Genomic DNA, 14,345 nt, shown 5'->3' on the forward strand with positions numbered 1-14,345 from the left:
AGAACTTGTCGCGCTAAAATAATAAAATCAAATTTAATAATATTGAAACTATGAATTTATAGGTTGCGCGCGACAGAACCTTCCACTCCGGTCGCCATGACGGCACACCCTCCCTGTCATGCTGCAATAATCTCTCCGAACTGATCCTGCCTGAGACGGCTTGCCAGCTGACCTCCCTTTGTGGCGCCTTACAGAAGCATTGTGTTCGCAGTTTTAAAGTCAACCGCGAGGAAAAATGTCGTTTCTTAAGAATGCGAGCATTCGCACGAAAATTCTCACCTTAATTCTTCCACTGTGTCTGGTGGGATTGGGCGCTACAGGGTTTATTGCCAACCGCTATAAACAGGCGGACACCACCTATTCCGATTTCATTGCCAATGATAACAGCGCAGCTGTGGATATTGCCCGTGCAAATCGGAACATGGTCGCCACTGCTTATGGTGCCTATCAGTCATTCGTCTATCCATCAAACGATCCAAGACTGAAGACAGCGACAGATTTCTACGCTGACGCCAAAGCAAAACTGCTGGTACGGCTACAAAATGCCAGAACCAAACTCCCAAATGATAGCGCCGAAATCGATGCTCTGACCGTCAGAGTAAAAGAGGTGATCGCGCTCACGGATCAGGCAGTCCAATATGGGCAGGTGGACAAAGATCAGGAAGCCGCAGCGACACTGGCAAAAGCGGATGCGCTGATCCTGCCACTGGTAACCGAGATGGCGACCTTCCTCGATAAAATCGTCAAAAATGTCAACACCCAGAGCGATGCGATCACCGACCAAACAAACTCAACAATCTTGACGTCTCTGGTGACCGTGGGCCTAACATTCGCCCTCGGCATCATCGCTTCTCTCATCGTTGCCGCCAAGGGCATTACGACGCCTATCGCATCCTTGCGCGAACGCATGATTTCGCTGGCCCAGGGTCAGACGGCTGCACCTGTTGAAGGTCAGGATCGTAAGGACGAAGTCGGCCAGATGGCAAAGGCCGTCTCCGTCTTCCGCGACAATGCTCTTGAAAAAATTCGGATGGAAAAAGAAGCTGACGCCAATCGCAGCCTTTCCGAACAGGAACGCGTCGAGCGTGAGGCCCAGAAGGCAAAAGACGCTGCCGACACGCAGTTCGCTGTCGATCAGTTGGCCAAGGGTCTCGACCGTCTTGCAGATGGTGACGTCGCCTACCGCATCGAAACGCCTTTCGTTGCTCATCTCGATACGCTGCGCAACAACTTCAACGGCTCGGTCGCCAATCTGAATGACGCGCTGCATGCCGTCGGCCAGAATGCCCGTGGTATCGATGCCGGTGCCAACGAAATCCGCTCTGCCGCTGACGATCTGTCCAAGCGCACAGAGCAGCAGGCTGCATCTGTTGAAGAAACAGCCGCCGCTCTGGAAGAGATCACCACCACGGTAAAGGACAGCAGCAACCGCGCTGAAGAAGTCGGCCATCTGGTTGCCAAGGCCCGTGATGGCGCAGAAAAGTCAGGCGCAGTCGTGCGTCAGGCCGTGACCGCCATGAACGAGATCGAACGCTCGTCCGGCGAAATCACCAACATCATCTCCGTCATCGATGAGATCGCTTTCCAGACCAACCTTCTGGCCCTCAATGCAGGCGTTGAGGCCGCCCGCGCCGGTGAAGCCGGTAAGGGCTTTGCGGTTGTTGCACAGGAAGTGCGCGAACTGGCACAGCGTTCGGCAAAGGCTGCCAAGGAAATCAAGGCCCTCATCACAACCTCCGGCGAACATGTCCGCTCGGGCGTCAATCTGGTCGGTGAAACCGGTCGTGCACTGGAAGTGATCGTCACGGAAGTTCAGGAAATCAACCGCCACATCAACGCTATCGTGGAATCCTCTCGCGAGCAGTCGGTTGGCCTTCAGGAAATCAACACCGCCGTCAACACGATGGATCAGGGCACGCAGCAGAATGCCGCCATGGTCGAGCAATCGACAGCAGCCAGCCACAGCCTTGCAAAGGAAGCGGCCTCTCTCAACCAGCTGCTATCGCGCTTCAATCTGGGCAATGGCGCCGGCGCAAGCCGCTCTGCCCCAGCGTCCGCACCCGTCCGCTCGGCCTCTGCCGCATCCAGACCGGCCCCATCCCCGGCTCGTGCCCTGGGCCGTAAGATCGCCGGTGCCTTCGGTGGTGGTTCCGCCGCAGCGGTTGCGCAGGACAGCTGGGAAGAGTTCTGATCGATCTTAAGATCGTAAAGTTCAAAGACTGCGGGTGGCTCTGTCGCCCGCAGTCTTTTTTTGTCTCGGCCTTGCTCGAAGATTTGTCTAAAATAACGCTGGCTTGACCGAAATTTTGAATAACACTCAGGCTCTAAATCATGATATTGGCGATGAATATTCAGATGTGAAAGATCAATTCATGGCCAAAACGCTTACCATTGCTGATCTCAAGAAACAGGCGAAGCGCCGCGTTCCAAAGATGTTTTTCGACTATGCCGACAGTGGCGCATGGACGGAAAGCACCTATCGCGCCAACGAGGATGATTTTGCCAAGATCAAGCTGCGGCAGCGTGTGCTGGTGGATATGACCAATCGTTCGCTGGCGACGGAGATGATCGGTGAGAAGGTGTCGATGCCCGTTGCGCTCTCCCCCACCGGCCTTACCGGCATGCAGCATGCGGATGGCGAGATGCTGGCGGCCAAGGCAGCGGAGGAATTCGGCGTTCCCTTTACGCTATCGACCATGAGCATCTGCTCCATCGAAGATGTCGCCTCCGTTACCTCCCGCCCCTTCTGGTTCCAGCTTTACGTGATGAAGGACCGTGACTTCGTCAACAACCTGATCGACCGCGCCAAGGCGGCAAAATGCTCGGCGCTGGTGCTGACGCTTGATCTTCAGATTCTCGGTCAACGGCATAAGGATTTGCGCAACGGGCTGTCCGCGCCGCCAAAATTCACACCCAAGCATATCTGGCAGATGGCGACGCGCCCGCAATGGTGCCTCGACATGTTGCGCACGAAGCGCCGCAGCTTCGGCAACATCGTCGGCCACGCAAAGAACGTCTCCGACCTGTCGTCGCTCTCCTCATGGACGGCGGAACAGTTCGATCCGCGCCTCTCATGGAAAGACGTGGAATGGATCAAGGAACGCTGGGGCGGCAAGCTGATCCTCAAGGGTATTCTGGATGAGGAAGATGCCATCGCTGCTGCCGGAACCGGCGCAGATGCCATTATCGTTTCCAACCATGGCGGACGCCAGCTGGACGGCGCGCTGTCCTCCATCGAAATCCTGCCGAAGATTGTCGATGCCGTTGGCGACAAGATCGAAGTCCATCTGGATGGTGGCATTCGCTCAGGGCAGGATGTTCTGAAAGCCATCGCGCTCGGTGCCAAAGGCACCTATATCGGCCGCCCGTTCCTTTATGGTCTTGGCGCAGGCGGCAAGCAGGGCGTGACCACCGCGCTGGAAATCATCCGCAAGGAAATGGACATCACCATGGCCTTGTGCGGCAAGCGATTGCTGACGGATGTGGATCGCAGCATTCTGGTGCGTTGAGGGCCAAAAAGTCCTTCAGTGCCCCACCGTCTTCGAAAACAGGTTCACGACGACTACACCCGCGATAATCAGCCCAAGGCCGATCATCGCGGCGAGATCCAGCGTCTGGCGGAAGAAGATATAACCCACTGCTGAAATCAGCACGATGCCAAGTCCGCTCCAGATCGCGTAGGCCACGCCGACGGGAATGGTGCGCAGGGTAATCGACAGCAGATAAAAGGCCGCACCGTAAAAGACGGCCATCAGAAGCGTCGGTAACCACCGGGTAAATTGTTGGGATTGCTGCAAGAATGACGTGCCGATGACTTCGCAGACAATCGCTGCGACAAGTGCCGCATAGGTCAGGGTGACGCCGTTCATGTGTCATGTTCCTTTTGCGCGGCTTTGAGAAGCTGCTTGTGAAGTGCCGATCTGTTGCCGCCGGCATGGCCCTTTTCGCTGACCAGATCCGCAAGCCAGAGACCGTCAATTGCGAGCCGGACAAGCTCGAGATTAAGGTGATCATCCGTCTTTTTATGGCGGGTCAGACGACCGCTGAACCAGCTTTCCCATAGCTGCCGCAGCGATGGTTCGCTGATGAGTGCAACCGAAATGGCCGACCACTGCGCGTAGGATTCACGGCCCTGATCGTCAAAAAACGCGTTTACATAGGCCCGCGTGAAGCATCCATAGTCCTCACAATCCTGTGAGATCAGGGCATCGATATCGTCATCCAGCTTGGCCAAAAGATCGCCAAGCACGGCTTCCAGCAGAGCCTGCTTGGACGCGAAATGGTGGAACAGCCCACCCTTCGTCACACCGGCAGCGGACGCAACGGCCTGAACAGAGACAGCCGAAAACCCCTGCTCTGCCGCAAGTCTGGCAGTGCAATCCATCAAATTCCGGCGCACGACATCCGGCTGTTTTTTACGTTCGGTCAACATATCCATGACGAGATACATACCGGACGGTCGGTTTCTTTTCAAGAAAATAACCCGCCACCAATGGGGGTCGATTTTCATACTTAATTAAGGATGAAAGCGGCCTTTAAAGTTTGAATGGTTTTGTTGCCGGAAAGTTTCAGTCATCTTGGCAGCGGCGAATGGACGGATAAGGGGTAAAACATGTTGGGAACGATCAGACGGGGCATGGCCGGAGCGTGGGTATTTGCTTTGGCCTTCCTCTGTGCGGTCCTTTCCCTGCACGCGTCTCCGGCGCAGGCGGGCTATGCGCATTTCGTGATGGATGCCAACACGGGAAAAGTGCTGGATTCCGAGAATGCCGACACAAAAAACTATCCGGCCTCGCTGACGAAAATGATGACGCTTTATCTCGTTTTCGAAGCCCTACATGACGGTCGCCTGAGTTGGAACCAGCGCATCACCATGTCCAAGCGTGGCGCAGCGGTCATTCCTTCCAAGCTCTGGGTCAGGGCGGGCACCACCTTCACGGTTCGCGAAGCCGTCTATGGCATGATCGTCAAATCCGCCAATGACATGGCCGAGGGCATGGGCGATCATTTGGGTGGCTCGCAGGCCGGGTTTGCGCAGATGATGACCCGCAAGGCCCGCCAGTTGGGCATGACGAGCACCGTTTTCCGCAACGCCTCCGGCCTGCCTAACAAGGCGCAGGTCACCACGGCGCGTGACATGGCCAAGCTCGGCCTAGCCCTTCAACGGGATTATCCCAAGGAATACAAACTCTTTGCTACCAGGTCCTTCAAGTTCCGTGGCAAGACGATCAGCGGCCACAACAGGCTTCTCAGCCGCTATCAGGGCGTGGATGGCATCAAGACCGGTTACACCAACGCCTCCGGCTTCAACCTCGTCAGCGCCGTCAACCACAATGGCCGCAGCGTCGTCGGTGTCGTACTGGGCGGCAAGACCTCCCGCAGTCGCGACAATCAGATGGTCGCGCTGCTGGATAGAACCCTGCCCAAGGCATCCAGAGGCCGCGGCAGCCAGCAGCTGATTGCCAGCGCCAGCACCAGCCGCACATTCGATGTCGCCCCTGCCAGCGTGCCTCTGCCCATGTTTGCAGAGCGTAAAGACCCCGTCGCCATGCAGATCGCCTCCGCCCACAACGTCATGCCGGATATGATCAAGACCTCGGCTGTTCCCGCCACCAATTCCGAACGCAGTGCATGGGAAGTTCAGATTGCCGCAGCAGACAGCCAGGCGGCAGCGATTTCGCTTTTGAAAAACGCACGTCCGGCCATCTCCTCCAGCTATGCCAGCATCGCGCCCTATACCGAAGCGGTTCGAAGCGGCGCTGCCACGCTCTACCGCGCGCGCTTCACCGGCTTCGACAGCCAGGCAGCCGCCCTCTCCGCCTGCAAGGATTTGAAGGCACAGTCCTATTCCTGCGTTGTCATGTCGAGCGAAGGATAAGTCGGGATCAGCCTAGCCAACCAGTAGCGATGGCCTTGCCGAGAGCTGGCATGCCGTTGGCACGGGCGAGTTCTCCCATTGCGCCGCTGTCGTAGCGCACCTGCCGAAAATAGACCTGCCAACCCTTTGGCGTTTCTTCCAGAACCGCGTAGCTTGCCAATGGATGACCGGCTTCGACCTGATGGTAGAAAGGTTCGTCATCCTTCCACCCCGGGCAACCGACACTGCCGGGATTGACGATCAATCGACCGTCAGACAGCTGAACTGTTCGGGCAATATGCGTATGGCCACACAGCATGAGTGGCTGCTGGATACCATCCGCAAGCGCCTCGATTTCCGCCAAAGGTCGTTGGTGCAGAACGCCTTCTGAAGACAGCTTCTCCAGCCAATATTCCAGATCATCCTTGGGCGATCCGTGGCAACAATAGGCCACATCCTTGAACACCAGATCGAAAGGCAGCGCCTGCAACCAGTCAAAATGCTCGGAAGAGAGCTGGATATGTGCAGGCTTTTCCCAATCGCCCATGATCTCGAAAGGACGGTCGATGAGGGCGCGGTCATGATTGCCACGAACAGTCGGGATGTTACGCCCCACCAGAGCATCAGCCGTGCGACCGGCCTCCAGTGGACCGCTGAAACAATCACCGAGATTGACGATATCAGGAATACCAAGCCTCTCGATATCCCTAAGCACGGCGTCCAGTGCCGCGTAATTTCCATGGATATCGGCAATGGCAGCAAAGATCATCGGGGGTCAGCTTCCGCGGTAAGTGGAATAGCTATAGGGCGAGAGAAGCAAGGGAACGTGGTAGTGTCCGCTCTCGTCAGCTATGCCGAAACGAATGGGTATGATGTCAAGAAAGGCAGGCTCCGGCAGAACCAGACCTTTGGTTCTCAGATAATCGCCAGCGTGAAACACAAGCTCATACTGCCCCGCCCGAAAATCCTCGCCAATTAACAATGGCCCGCCATCGACACGGCCATCGCTGTTGGTTTCCACCGTCTTCAGCTTCTCGCGGCTCTCGCCCTCAAGCCGGTAGAGATCGATCTTCAATCCCTGTGCTGGCGTGCCGTGAGCCGCATCGAGAACATGGGTGGTAAGACCGGTCATGGCGTGGGCTCCGAAATGAAATAGGGCTGATCGAAGAAGAACTCTTCCAGATTGTTGCCCGGCCCATCCCGATCCACAACCAGAAAATCACTGGTAGAGCCGATGGCCATCAGCGGATGGTGCCAGACATTGCGATGGTAATTCACACCCTGATCGGCGCCAGCCAGAAACACCTTCGGCTTCCCCGGCCTGCCTTGCTCATCCTCGGAAACGACGACAAGAAACGGCTTGCCGGACAGCGGCGTAAAGCTCTGGCTGCCCAGCGGGTGGCGCTCCATCATATCAACGGTATAGGGAAAGTGGCGCGCCTTGCCACGAAACAGGTTCATCACGACACGCGCGCCTTCGCCCGTGACATCCGGTGAGCCAAGCGCGTGATACCGCTCGGTATTGCCGCCATTGATGATCCGCATGCTGGCAGGATCTGCCTCGAGAACATCGCCAAAGGGCGCGAATGCCTGCTGGGTCAGAGGCAGGATTTCAAGAAATTCAGTCAAAATTCATTCACCTTGGGCACGCCAGTTTCTGATGAGTGCCATACGCGCCTGCAAATCGGGAATACTCTCCGTCACCGTCTTCCAGACCACCGACAACTCGGTCCGGAAATAATCTTGGACGATGAGATTACGCATGCCCTTGATTTTCATCCAAGGGATTTCAGTATGTTCTCGTAAAAACTCAGGACTGTATTTGTCGATCTTCGCGACCGCCTCTCCAATGAGCGCAAGTCCCATCATGACCGCCATCTGGGTACGCTGATCGGAAGAAAACGCTGCTTCATCCATACCTTGAATGAAGCTTTGCACGCGCGATGCCGCTAAATCTATTTCGTCCAGATAAAGGAGAAGCCGGTCGGAACTCATACAGCTTTGGCTTCCAGCAAGATACGATCCCTCATGGCTGGGTGGAGGCCACCGGAGGTGAGAACGTCAACCTCTACTCCAAGGATTTCCTTGAGTTCTTCCAACAATCCACCCAAATCGAACAAGGTCGTGCCCGGCAGCGCGTCCACCAGAATATCAAGATCGCTATCGGGCCGATCCTCGCCGCGTGCCACGGAGCCGAACACGCGAGGGTTGGCCGCGTTGAAGCGTTTTGTCGCTTCGCGGATCGCTTCCCGGTTCTTTTCCAGCACCTCTGATGGTCTCATGGCTTGTCTCCTGAACCACAATATAGAGTGCTGCCCGTGATGTGGAAAGCAGATTGCTGGCGCATGCGTTTCATCAGCTTTCCGGCAGCAAGGCGGATAGTCGCAGCCCGGCAATCTTTTCCACCTGCGCCGTTGCAGTAGTGAATTCGTCTTCCGCGTTATTGTTGATGCGGGTCTCGAAGGCGCGCAGAATATCGTCCTTGGTCAGGCCTTTGACGGCAATGATGAAGGGGAACCCGTTCTTCTCGACATAGGCGGCGTTGAGCTGCGTAAACCGCGCATGCTCTTCCGGCGAAAGACGATCTAGCCCTGCTCCTGCCTGCTCCTTGCGGCTGTCTTCGGTCAGACCTCCGGCAATGGCAAGCTTGCCGGCAAGATCGGGGTGAGCGCGCAGCACGCCCAGCCTTTCCTCATGCGAGGCGGCACGAAACTGGGTGCAGAGCGCCGCATGGACATTGCCTGCCGTCAGCGGCTCCGCCACATCGCCAGCATCGTAAGCGCGTTCCGCAATAAAAGGGGAATGCTCGAACACGCCGCCGAACCGGCTGATGAAATCCGCCTTGTCCACCATCACACCGCCTCCGGCTTGTGATGCTCATGCCAATGGCGGGCAATCTCGATACGTTGCGGTATCCAGACCTTCTCATGGCCGAGCACATATTCGATGAAACGGCGAAGTGCCGCCGCGCGACCGGGGCGCCCGACGAGGCGGCAGTGAAGGCCGACGCTCATCATCTTGGCCGAGCCTTCGGCACCTTCCCGATACAGCACGTCGAAGGCGTCTTTCAGATAGGTGAAGAACTGGTCGCCGGAATTGAAGCCCTGCGGCGTGGCAAAGCGCATGTCGTTGGTTTCGAGTGTATAGGGAATGATCAGGAACGGATCGTCCTTCAAACCTTTCACCCAATACGGCAGATCATCCGCGTAGGAATCCGAAGAATAGAGGAAACCACCCTCCTCCATGATGAGCCGCAATGTATTGTCAGAAGGCTTGCCCTGATACATGCCGTAGGGTCGCTCGCCGGTCAGTTCCGTGTGCAGGCGCACGGCTTCCAGCACATGCTTGCGCTCTTCTTCCTCTGAAAAGTCCTTATATTCCAGCCAGCGATAGCCGTGGCTGGCGATTTCCCAACCGGCTTCCTTCATCGCCGCCACCGCGTCCGGGTTGCGAGCCATGGCGGCGGTGACACCGTAAACGGTCGTTGTCACACCAAGTTCTGTGAACATGCGCCACAGCCGCCAGAAACCGGCGCGCGACCCATATTCGTAAATCGATTCCATATTGAGATTGCGCTGCCCCGGCCAAGGCTGTGCGCCGACGATTTCCGACAGCAGCGACTCGGAAGCCTTATCGCTATCGAGAATGCTGCTTTCGCCGCCCTCTTCGTAATTGATGACGAATTGCACCGCAATTCTGGCATCGCCGGGCCATTTCGGATCAGGGGTATTGCGACCGTAACCGATGAGGTTGCGGGGATAGTCAGCGGAAATCATCAAATCACCTTCACGCAAATTTCGTGAACGGTAACATCGCGGACCGGAAAGTCGAGAGCATTTTCTTGGCGGGACTTATGCAATCTTGCGGGCGGAGACACGCCCCATCGGGTGCAGCGAATGGACGCGGAACGGAGCGCCCGGCTCATCTTCCACGAAAAGCGCGAGGTTGGAGAAATCGACCTGTCGCTCCAGCAAAGGCTCGAACACGCCGCGCACCGCCCGCTCGACACGCGGACAATCTCCTGGCATCACGCCGCCCGTCAGCATCATCTGAAAGCGGAACTCGTCCATGACATATGGGTGGCCCCAGCGGTGCAGATTGGTCAGTTGCGTTGCCGAAAGACGATCCGGGTCGGCACGGTCAATATCCGCATCGGACAGGGGCGCGCGGTAACGATCAAACTCCTGCACCACGCTTGCAGCCAGAAAATTCAGCGTTTCCGATTGCCAGGAGGGCACCAGACCATAGACATTGCCAAGTTTGGCGATTTCCAGCGGTGGCAAAGTGAAGGGTTGATGCGTGCCTGCGAAATGCATCAGGCCGCGCAGCAGGGCCGCCTCACTGACATCATCCATCAAGCGGAACGGAGCCTTGATCGCGCCATGAAAGCCATATCGGCGCGGCAGCGCGGTGTGGTAGGAAATCTCCTGCATGCCGAGGCTGGTTACCGCAGGCGGCTCCACGCTCTGGCCGGAATAGACGTCACGACCCAGCCAGGCCGCAGCGACATGAGTCAGCGGATCATTTGGGGAAGGCGTAAAATGAATGGCATACCGCATGCGTCGTCACCTCGCCGTCCTCGAACGGATTTCATCAGCCATAATGCATAAGCCAAGCTGTTAGGTGATTTGCATGACAGATTAACGACGCGTAAACGCTGTCGAATCAAATCTTTTGGTTGAAAACACGAATGTGATCTTCAAACGTAAAACTGGTGGGCACCTGCATGGGCTTGCCCAACACCGTATCCAAGGCGGCATCGGCCAGACGATGCGCCAGACCAAAACTGACCTTGAAACCACCCGTATGTGCAATGACGCGCGGGTAGTCCGGATGCGCGCCCACCATCGGGTCGCGACCGATTGCCTTGGGGCGCAGCCCGGCCCAGCGCTCGATCACCTCGGCATCTTCAAGCGATGGAACGATCTGCCGCGCCTGCGCAATCAAGGTTTCCAGCCGCTCATCCGTTGTGAAGGCATCGCCGAATTCCTCCTCGCTGGTGCTGCCAATGGCAACAGTGCCGTCTTCATGCGGCACGACGTAGAGACCATTCAGGAACACCACCGGCATCGACGGGTCGACATGGGCTTGCAGCAATGCCGCCTGCCCTTTAACCGGCTGGCCTAGTTTTGCACCAGAAGACAACTTAAACGCGTCTCCAAGCAGTGGGAACGAGTCATGTCCCGCAGAGACCATGGCATGCCCGAAGCGAATGCTTTCGCCATTCGCCAACGTGGCCGTGCCATTCGGGTCCAAAGCCGTAACGCCGCAATTCTCGATGAGGCGCACATGTCTGGACCGTCGCAAATACCCTTCCAGCGTCGCCACGAAAGCCCGCGGAGAGACCTTGGCGGCAAAGGTGTCATGCACGAAACCCGCCTCGCCCGCTGCGGCATCCACCCAGCCATTGACGGGCGGCGTATCCAGCACATGCCAGTGGAATTGGTGGCCGTCCGTACTCCAGTTGGACAGCGCGTCGCTTTGATGCCGCTCCGCAATGGCCCGAAGGTGCGGCTTTGGCAGGGGAATGATGCGGCCGCAGCGTCTGTAACCCGCCGAAAGGCCCGTTTCGGCTTCCACCGCTGCAATTTCAGCTTCAAGGTTCAGCAGGGCATCGAACTGAAACTGCTTCTTGTCCGACCAGCGATCCGGCATATGCGACATCAAAGCGCCCAAGAGGCCGCCGCTGGCGCCGCTGCCGACTTTGCCTGCATCCACCAGAAGCGTGTCGATACCTAGCCTGTCAGCCTTTACCGCCGCCCAAAGGCCCATGATACCGCCGCCGATGATCAACAACGACACGCTGGATGGCAAAGGTGATTGACCTGTCTGATCGGGAAGACTATCGGCTTTGACCATGACACACCTCGATAACAGTGGGCCGCAACGAGCCGGTTCAAACATGCTGGATTGGCGAGAGGGCGATATGCCCTATTCGCTGGCCTTTGGCGACCATTTTTATTGCCAGACCGATGGCCGGCAGGAATGCAGTCACGTTTCGCTCGCCGGCAACGGCTTGCCGGAGCGTTGGGAAACTGCGCAGGGCACCTTCCGCATTGGGGAACTTGGTTTCGGCACGGCGCTGAACCTGTGCGAGACATGGCGGCAGTGGAAGCTCTCAAGACCTGCCGATGCGCAGCTGCATTTCGTGTCCTTCGAACTTTACCCGATGACCGCCCAAGAGCTGGACCGGGCACTGTCCCACTGGCCGCAGTTGGATGCCGAGCGCAAAGCCTTCGTCGCACAATGGCCGTCAGACCCGGAAGGCTGGATCGACATCACTCTGGACGAGCAGACGCGCCTGACCGTCTTTTGCGGTGATGCCATGCGAGGGATCAGCCAAAGCACTGACATATTCGACGCATGGTACCTCGATGGCTTTGCGCCAGCCAAGAACCCCGAGATGTGGTCGCTGGAGATCATGTCGGCGGTGTTCGAAAAGACGGCTCCTGGCGGAACCTTCGGCACATTTGCGGCGGCCGGTTTCGTGCGGCGCAATCTGGGCGCTGCGGGCTTTACCGTCGAGCGCAGACCGGGTTTTGCCGGAAAGCGCGAAATGCTCTGCGGCAAGAAACCCGCGCTCTAGGCCGAAACGAAAAACGCCCGGATTTTCATCCGGGCGCTCATTATAAAAGTCGGGCTAAATCAGCCGCGCTTGCGGCCACTACCGGCTTTGCCAGCAGGACGACCCTGACCGGCAGGAGCAAAAGAGCCTGCCTTGCGGGCCGGACGACCCTGACCACCGCGATGATTGCGGTTGCCAGCGGGCTTGCCCGGTGCAGCATCTGCCTTCGGGCGCTTGAAGTCGGACGTGACTTCGAGATCGTTGTCACGCTCGACCGGTGCGAATTCGCCTGCACGCTGGCCACGGAAATCGCCATTGCGACGTCCACCATCACGATGACCACCTTCGCGATGCCCCCCTTCACGGGGACCACGTGCCGGACGGTCGCCATGGGCGCGCTCGCCACCCTGACGACGTGGGCCGTTCGCGCTACCGCGATTGCCACCATTGCCGCCACGGTTGTTGTTGCCGCGCGATGGGCTTGCCAGACCTTCAGGACGTTCGCCGGAGAGGACCGGAATTTCGATCTTCATCAGCTTTTCGATGTCGTGCAGCAGACGGGTTTCGTCCGGTGCGCAGAAGGCGATGGCGATGCCATCACGACCCGCACGCGCCGTACGACCAATGCGGTGCACGTAAGCGTCGGCCACTTCCGGCAGATCGTAGTTGAAGACGTGGGTTACGGCAGGAATGTCGATGCCGCGGGCAGCAACGTCGGTTGCCACCAGAACCTTGACTTCGCCGTCTTTGAAGCCCTTGAGGGCGCGCTCGCGCTGACCCTGGCTCTTGTTGCCGTGGATCGACGCGACCTTGAAACCGATATGCTCCAGATACTTGGACAGCTTTTCAGCGCCATGCTTGGTGCGCAGGAACACGATTGCGCGGCCATCCGGGTTGTCGTTGAGCGACTTCTTGAGAAGCTCGGTCTTGTCGTTCTTGCCAGCAACGAAGTGAACATATTGCTCAACCTTGTCGGCGGCTTTGCCCGGAGGCGTAACCTGAACGGTGACCGGGTTGGTCAGATAGCTGCCTGCGAGATCAGAAATTGCCTTCGGCATGGTGGCCGAAAACAGCAGCGTCTGGCGACCGGCAGGCACCATCTTGGAAATCTTGCGCAGGTCGTGAATAAAGCCGAGATCCAGCATCTGGTCTGCTTCATCGAGAACCAGATAGGTGACCTTGGACAGGGAAATCGCGTTGCGCGAAATCAGATCGAGCAGACGGCCGGGCGTGGCAACGAGAATGTCGGTGCCCTTTTCCAGCTGAAGCTGCTGCTTGTTGATGGACGCGCCGCCCACGACCTGATTGATCTTGAGATGCGTCTTGCGCACAAAACCACGAAGGCTTTCGCCAATCTGGTTTACCAGCTCGCGCGTTGGCGCAAGGATAAGTGTGCGGGTGGTGCGGTTTGCCGGACGGTCGGGCTGCTTCAGAAGCATTTCGATGATCGGCAGGCCGAATGCGGCGGTTTTGCCGGTGCCGGTCTGTGCGAGACCGATGATATCGCGGCCTTCCAGAAGAAGCGGGATCGCTTTTTCCTGAATAGGGGTCGGCGTGGTGTAACCAAGCTGGGTGACGCCGGCCACGATTTTTTCGGAGAGGCCGAGTTCGCTAAAACTGGTCAATAGTATACCTTTCGGGGCGCCAAAACGCTCGAACCCGGATCAGCCCTGCTGTCCGGTTGTCTTGGCGTCAAGAACCCCGCGTGAATTGGGAACTTGTGGGTTGGAATGACTTTCTGCGCTTCAGTGCGGCGAATACGCCGTCTCCTGTATCCTGCGCTTTTCCTTCATGCGTCGGGTCTTTTTTCGTTGACGCTGCAGCTCACGCGGCTGCCGAAGGTGAAAGCTTGGAGTGGGATGTGGTCTTTTTATCAAGGAAAGTCAAGCGAATGTTTCAAAAAGCACGCCACCGACCCTGCGG

16 protein-coding genes are annotated in these 14,345 nt (G+C 57.5%); 4 read left to right on the plus strand and 12 right to left on the minus strand.

Features of this window, described 5'->3' with window-relative positions; translation table 11 throughout:
- The first annotated feature begins 235 nt into the window (after positions 1-235).
- Both ABUK73_RS11505 and ABUK73_RS11510 read left to right on the plus strand, forming a co-directional pair.
- Positions 236-2,191, plus strand: a complete 1,956-nt coding sequence (locus ABUK73_RS11505) for a methyl-accepting chemotaxis protein (RefSeq protein WP_353577395.1) — start codon at positions 236-238, stop codon at positions 2,189-2,191.
- A gap of 181 nt (positions 2,192-2,372) precedes the next feature.
- A complete protein-coding gene (locus tag ABUK73_RS11510; protein WP_353577396.1) occupies positions 2,373-3,509 on the plus strand; it encodes an alpha-hydroxy acid oxidase in 1,137 nt (378 codons plus the stop codon).
- Between the two features lie 15 nt (positions 3,510-3,524).
- Here the strand turns inward: ABUK73_RS11510 and ABUK73_RS11515 are convergent, their stop codons facing one another.
- A complete protein-coding gene (locus tag ABUK73_RS11515; protein ID WP_113088450.1) occupies positions 3,525-3,869 on the minus strand; it encodes a DMT family transporter in 345 nt (114 codons plus the stop codon).
- Positions 3,866-4,450 carry a TetR/AcrR family transcriptional regulator gene (locus tag ABUK73_RS11520; protein ID WP_353577527.1) on the minus strand — a complete coding sequence of 195 codons (585 nt, stop codon included), beginning with the start codon at positions 4,448-4,450 and terminating at the stop codon, positions 3,866-3,868. The genes ABUK73_RS11515 and ABUK73_RS11520 overlap by 4 nt, the downstream gene beginning before the upstream one ends.
- Before the next feature lie 186 nt (positions 4,451-4,636).
- Between ABUK73_RS11520 and ABUK73_RS11525 the strand changes: the two genes are divergently transcribed.
- A complete protein-coding gene (locus ABUK73_RS11525) occupies positions 4,637-5,878 on the plus strand; it encodes a D-alanyl-D-alanine carboxypeptidase (RefSeq protein ID WP_353577528.1) in 1,242 nt (413 codons plus the stop codon).
- Between the two features lie 7 nt (positions 5,879-5,885).
- Here ABUK73_RS11525 and ABUK73_RS11530 read toward each other — a convergent pair whose 3' ends face one another.
- From ABUK73_RS11530 to ABUK73_RS11570, 9 genes are all read right to left on the minus strand, one after another.
- Complete coding sequence (locus ABUK73_RS11530) at positions 5,886-6,626, minus strand: metallophosphoesterase family protein (RefSeq protein WP_353577397.1); 741 nt, start codon at positions 6,624-6,626, stop codon at positions 5,886-5,888.
- Between the two features lie 6 nt (positions 6,627-6,632).
- The gene (gene uraH, locus ABUK73_RS11535; RefSeq protein ID WP_113088446.1) at positions 6,633-6,989 is read right to left on the minus strand and encodes a hydroxyisourate hydrolase; all 357 of its coding nucleotides are present in this window, start codon (positions 6,987-6,989) and stop codon (positions 6,633-6,635) included.
- Positions 6,986-7,486: an ureidoglycolate lyase gene (locus tag ABUK73_RS11540; protein WP_353577398.1), complete on the minus strand. Its 501-nt coding sequence runs from the start codon at positions 7,484-7,486 to the stop codon at positions 6,986-6,988. The genes uraH and ABUK73_RS11540 overlap by 4 nt, the downstream gene beginning before the upstream one ends.
- A gap of 3 nt (positions 7,487-7,489) precedes the next feature.
- Entirely contained in the window at positions 7,490-7,852 is a 363-nt protein-coding gene (locus ABUK73_RS11545) for a HepT-like ribonuclease domain-containing protein (protein WP_320194861.1), read from the minus strand.
- A complete protein-coding gene (locus tag ABUK73_RS11550; protein WP_320194862.1) occupies positions 7,849-8,139 on the minus strand; it encodes a nucleotidyltransferase family protein in 291 nt (96 codons plus the stop codon). Before ABUK73_RS11550 ends, ABUK73_RS11545 begins: the two co-directional genes overlap by 4 nt.
- Positions 8,140-8,212: 73 nt before the next feature.
- Positions 8,213-8,710, minus strand: coding sequence for a 2-oxo-4-hydroxy-4-carboxy-5-ureidoimidazoline decarboxylase (uraD, locus tag ABUK73_RS11555; RefSeq protein ID WP_353577399.1), 498 nt, complete (start codon positions 8,708-8,710; stop codon positions 8,213-8,215).
- Positions 8,710-9,633 (minus strand): allantoinase PuuE, encoded by a 924-nt coding sequence (gene puuE / locus ABUK73_RS11560; RefSeq protein WP_353577400.1) that lies wholly within the window; start codon positions 9,631-9,633, stop codon positions 8,710-8,712. Before puuE ends, uraD begins: the two co-directional genes overlap by 1 nt.
- A gap of 75 nt (positions 9,634-9,708) precedes the next feature.
- Positions 9,709-10,416: a DUF1045 domain-containing protein gene (locus ABUK73_RS11565; RefSeq protein WP_353577401.1), complete on the minus strand. Its 708-nt coding sequence runs from the start codon at positions 10,414-10,416 to the stop codon at positions 9,709-9,711.
- 106 nt (positions 10,417-10,522) lie between these two features.
- Positions 10,523-11,716, minus strand: a complete 1,194-nt coding sequence (locus ABUK73_RS11570; protein ID WP_353577402.1) for an NAD(P)/FAD-dependent oxidoreductase — start codon at positions 11,714-11,716, stop codon at positions 10,523-10,525.
- Between ABUK73_RS11570 and mnmD the strand changes: the two genes are divergently transcribed.
- Positions 11,715-12,443 carry a tRNA (5-methylaminomethyl-2-thiouridine)(34)-methyltransferase MnmD gene (mnmD, locus tag ABUK73_RS11575; protein ID WP_353577529.1) on the plus strand — a complete coding sequence of 243 codons (729 nt, stop codon included), beginning with the start codon at positions 11,715-11,717 and terminating at the stop codon, positions 12,441-12,443. The two genes, ABUK73_RS11570 and mnmD, sit on opposite strands and share 2 nt — an antisense overlap.
- Positions 12,444-12,502: 59 nt before the next feature.
- On the opposite strand, the gene ABUK73_RS11580 is transcribed toward mnmD, so the two are convergent.
- A complete protein-coding gene (locus ABUK73_RS11580) occupies positions 12,503-14,047 on the minus strand; it encodes a DEAD/DEAH box helicase (RefSeq protein ID WP_353577403.1) in 1,545 nt (514 codons plus the stop codon).
- Positions 14,048-14,345 lie beyond the last annotated feature (298 nt).

Origin of the sequence: Agrobacterium vacciniicorymbosi (assembly GCF_040427045.1) — a bacterium.
Lineage (GTDB): Bacteria > Pseudomonadota > Alphaproteobacteria > Rhizobiales > Rhizobiaceae > Agrobacterium.

What these genes read in the sequence shown, in the direction of transcription:
- ABUK73_RS11570 (WP_353577402.1), bottom strand. Translation starts at nt 11,716, where the DNA reads ATGGTCAAAGCCGATAGTCTTCCCGATCAGACAGGTCAATCACCTTTG.
- ABUK73_RS11505 (WP_353577395.1), top strand. Translation starts at nt 236, where the DNA reads ATGTCGTTTCTTAAGAATGCGAGCATTCGCACGAAAATTCTCACCTTA.
- ABUK73_RS11550 (WP_320194862.1), bottom strand. Translation starts at nt 8,139, where the DNA reads ATGAGACCATCAGAGGTGCTGGAAAAGAACCGGGAAGCGATCCGCGAA.
- uraH (WP_113088446.1), bottom strand. Translation starts at nt 6,989, where the DNA reads ATGACCGGTCTTACCACCCATGTTCTCGATGCGGCTCACGGCACGCCA.
- uraD (WP_353577399.1), bottom strand. Translation starts at nt 8,710, where the DNA reads ATGGTGGACAAGGCGGATTTCATCAGCCGGTTCGGCGGCGTGTTCGAG.
- ABUK73_RS11530 (WP_353577397.1), bottom strand. Translation starts at nt 6,626, where the DNA reads ATGATCTTTGCTGCCATTGCCGATATCCATGGAAATTACGCGGCACTG.
- ABUK73_RS11545 (WP_320194861.1), bottom strand. Translation starts at nt 7,852, where the DNA reads ATGAGTTCCGACCGGCTTCTCCTTTATCTGGACGAAATAGATTTAGCG.
- ABUK73_RS11520 (WP_353577527.1), bottom strand. Translation starts at nt 4,450, where the DNA reads ATGTATCTCGTCATGGATATGTTGACCGAACGTAAAAAACAGCCGGAT.
- ABUK73_RS11515 (WP_113088450.1), bottom strand. Translation starts at nt 3,869, where the DNA reads ATGAACGGCGTCACCCTGACCTATGCGGCACTTGTCGCAGCGATTGTC.
- ABUK73_RS11525 (WP_353577528.1), top strand. Translation starts at nt 4,637, where the DNA reads ATGGCCGGAGCGTGGGTATTTGCTTTGGCCTTCCTCTGTGCGGTCCTT.
- ABUK73_RS11565 (WP_353577401.1), bottom strand. Translation starts at nt 10,416, where the DNA reads ATGCGGTATGCCATTCATTTTACGCCTTCCCCAAATGATCCGCTGACT.
- puuE (WP_353577400.1), bottom strand. Translation starts at nt 9,633, where the DNA reads ATGATTTCCGCTGACTATCCCCGCAACCTCATCGGTTACGGTCGCAAT.
- mnmD (WP_353577529.1), top strand. Translation starts at nt 11,715, where the DNA reads ATGACACACCTCGATAACAGTGGGCCGCAACGAGCCGGTTCAAACATG.
- ABUK73_RS11510 (WP_353577396.1), top strand. Translation starts at nt 2,373, where the DNA reads ATGGCCAAAACGCTTACCATTGCTGATCTCAAGAAACAGGCGAAGCGC.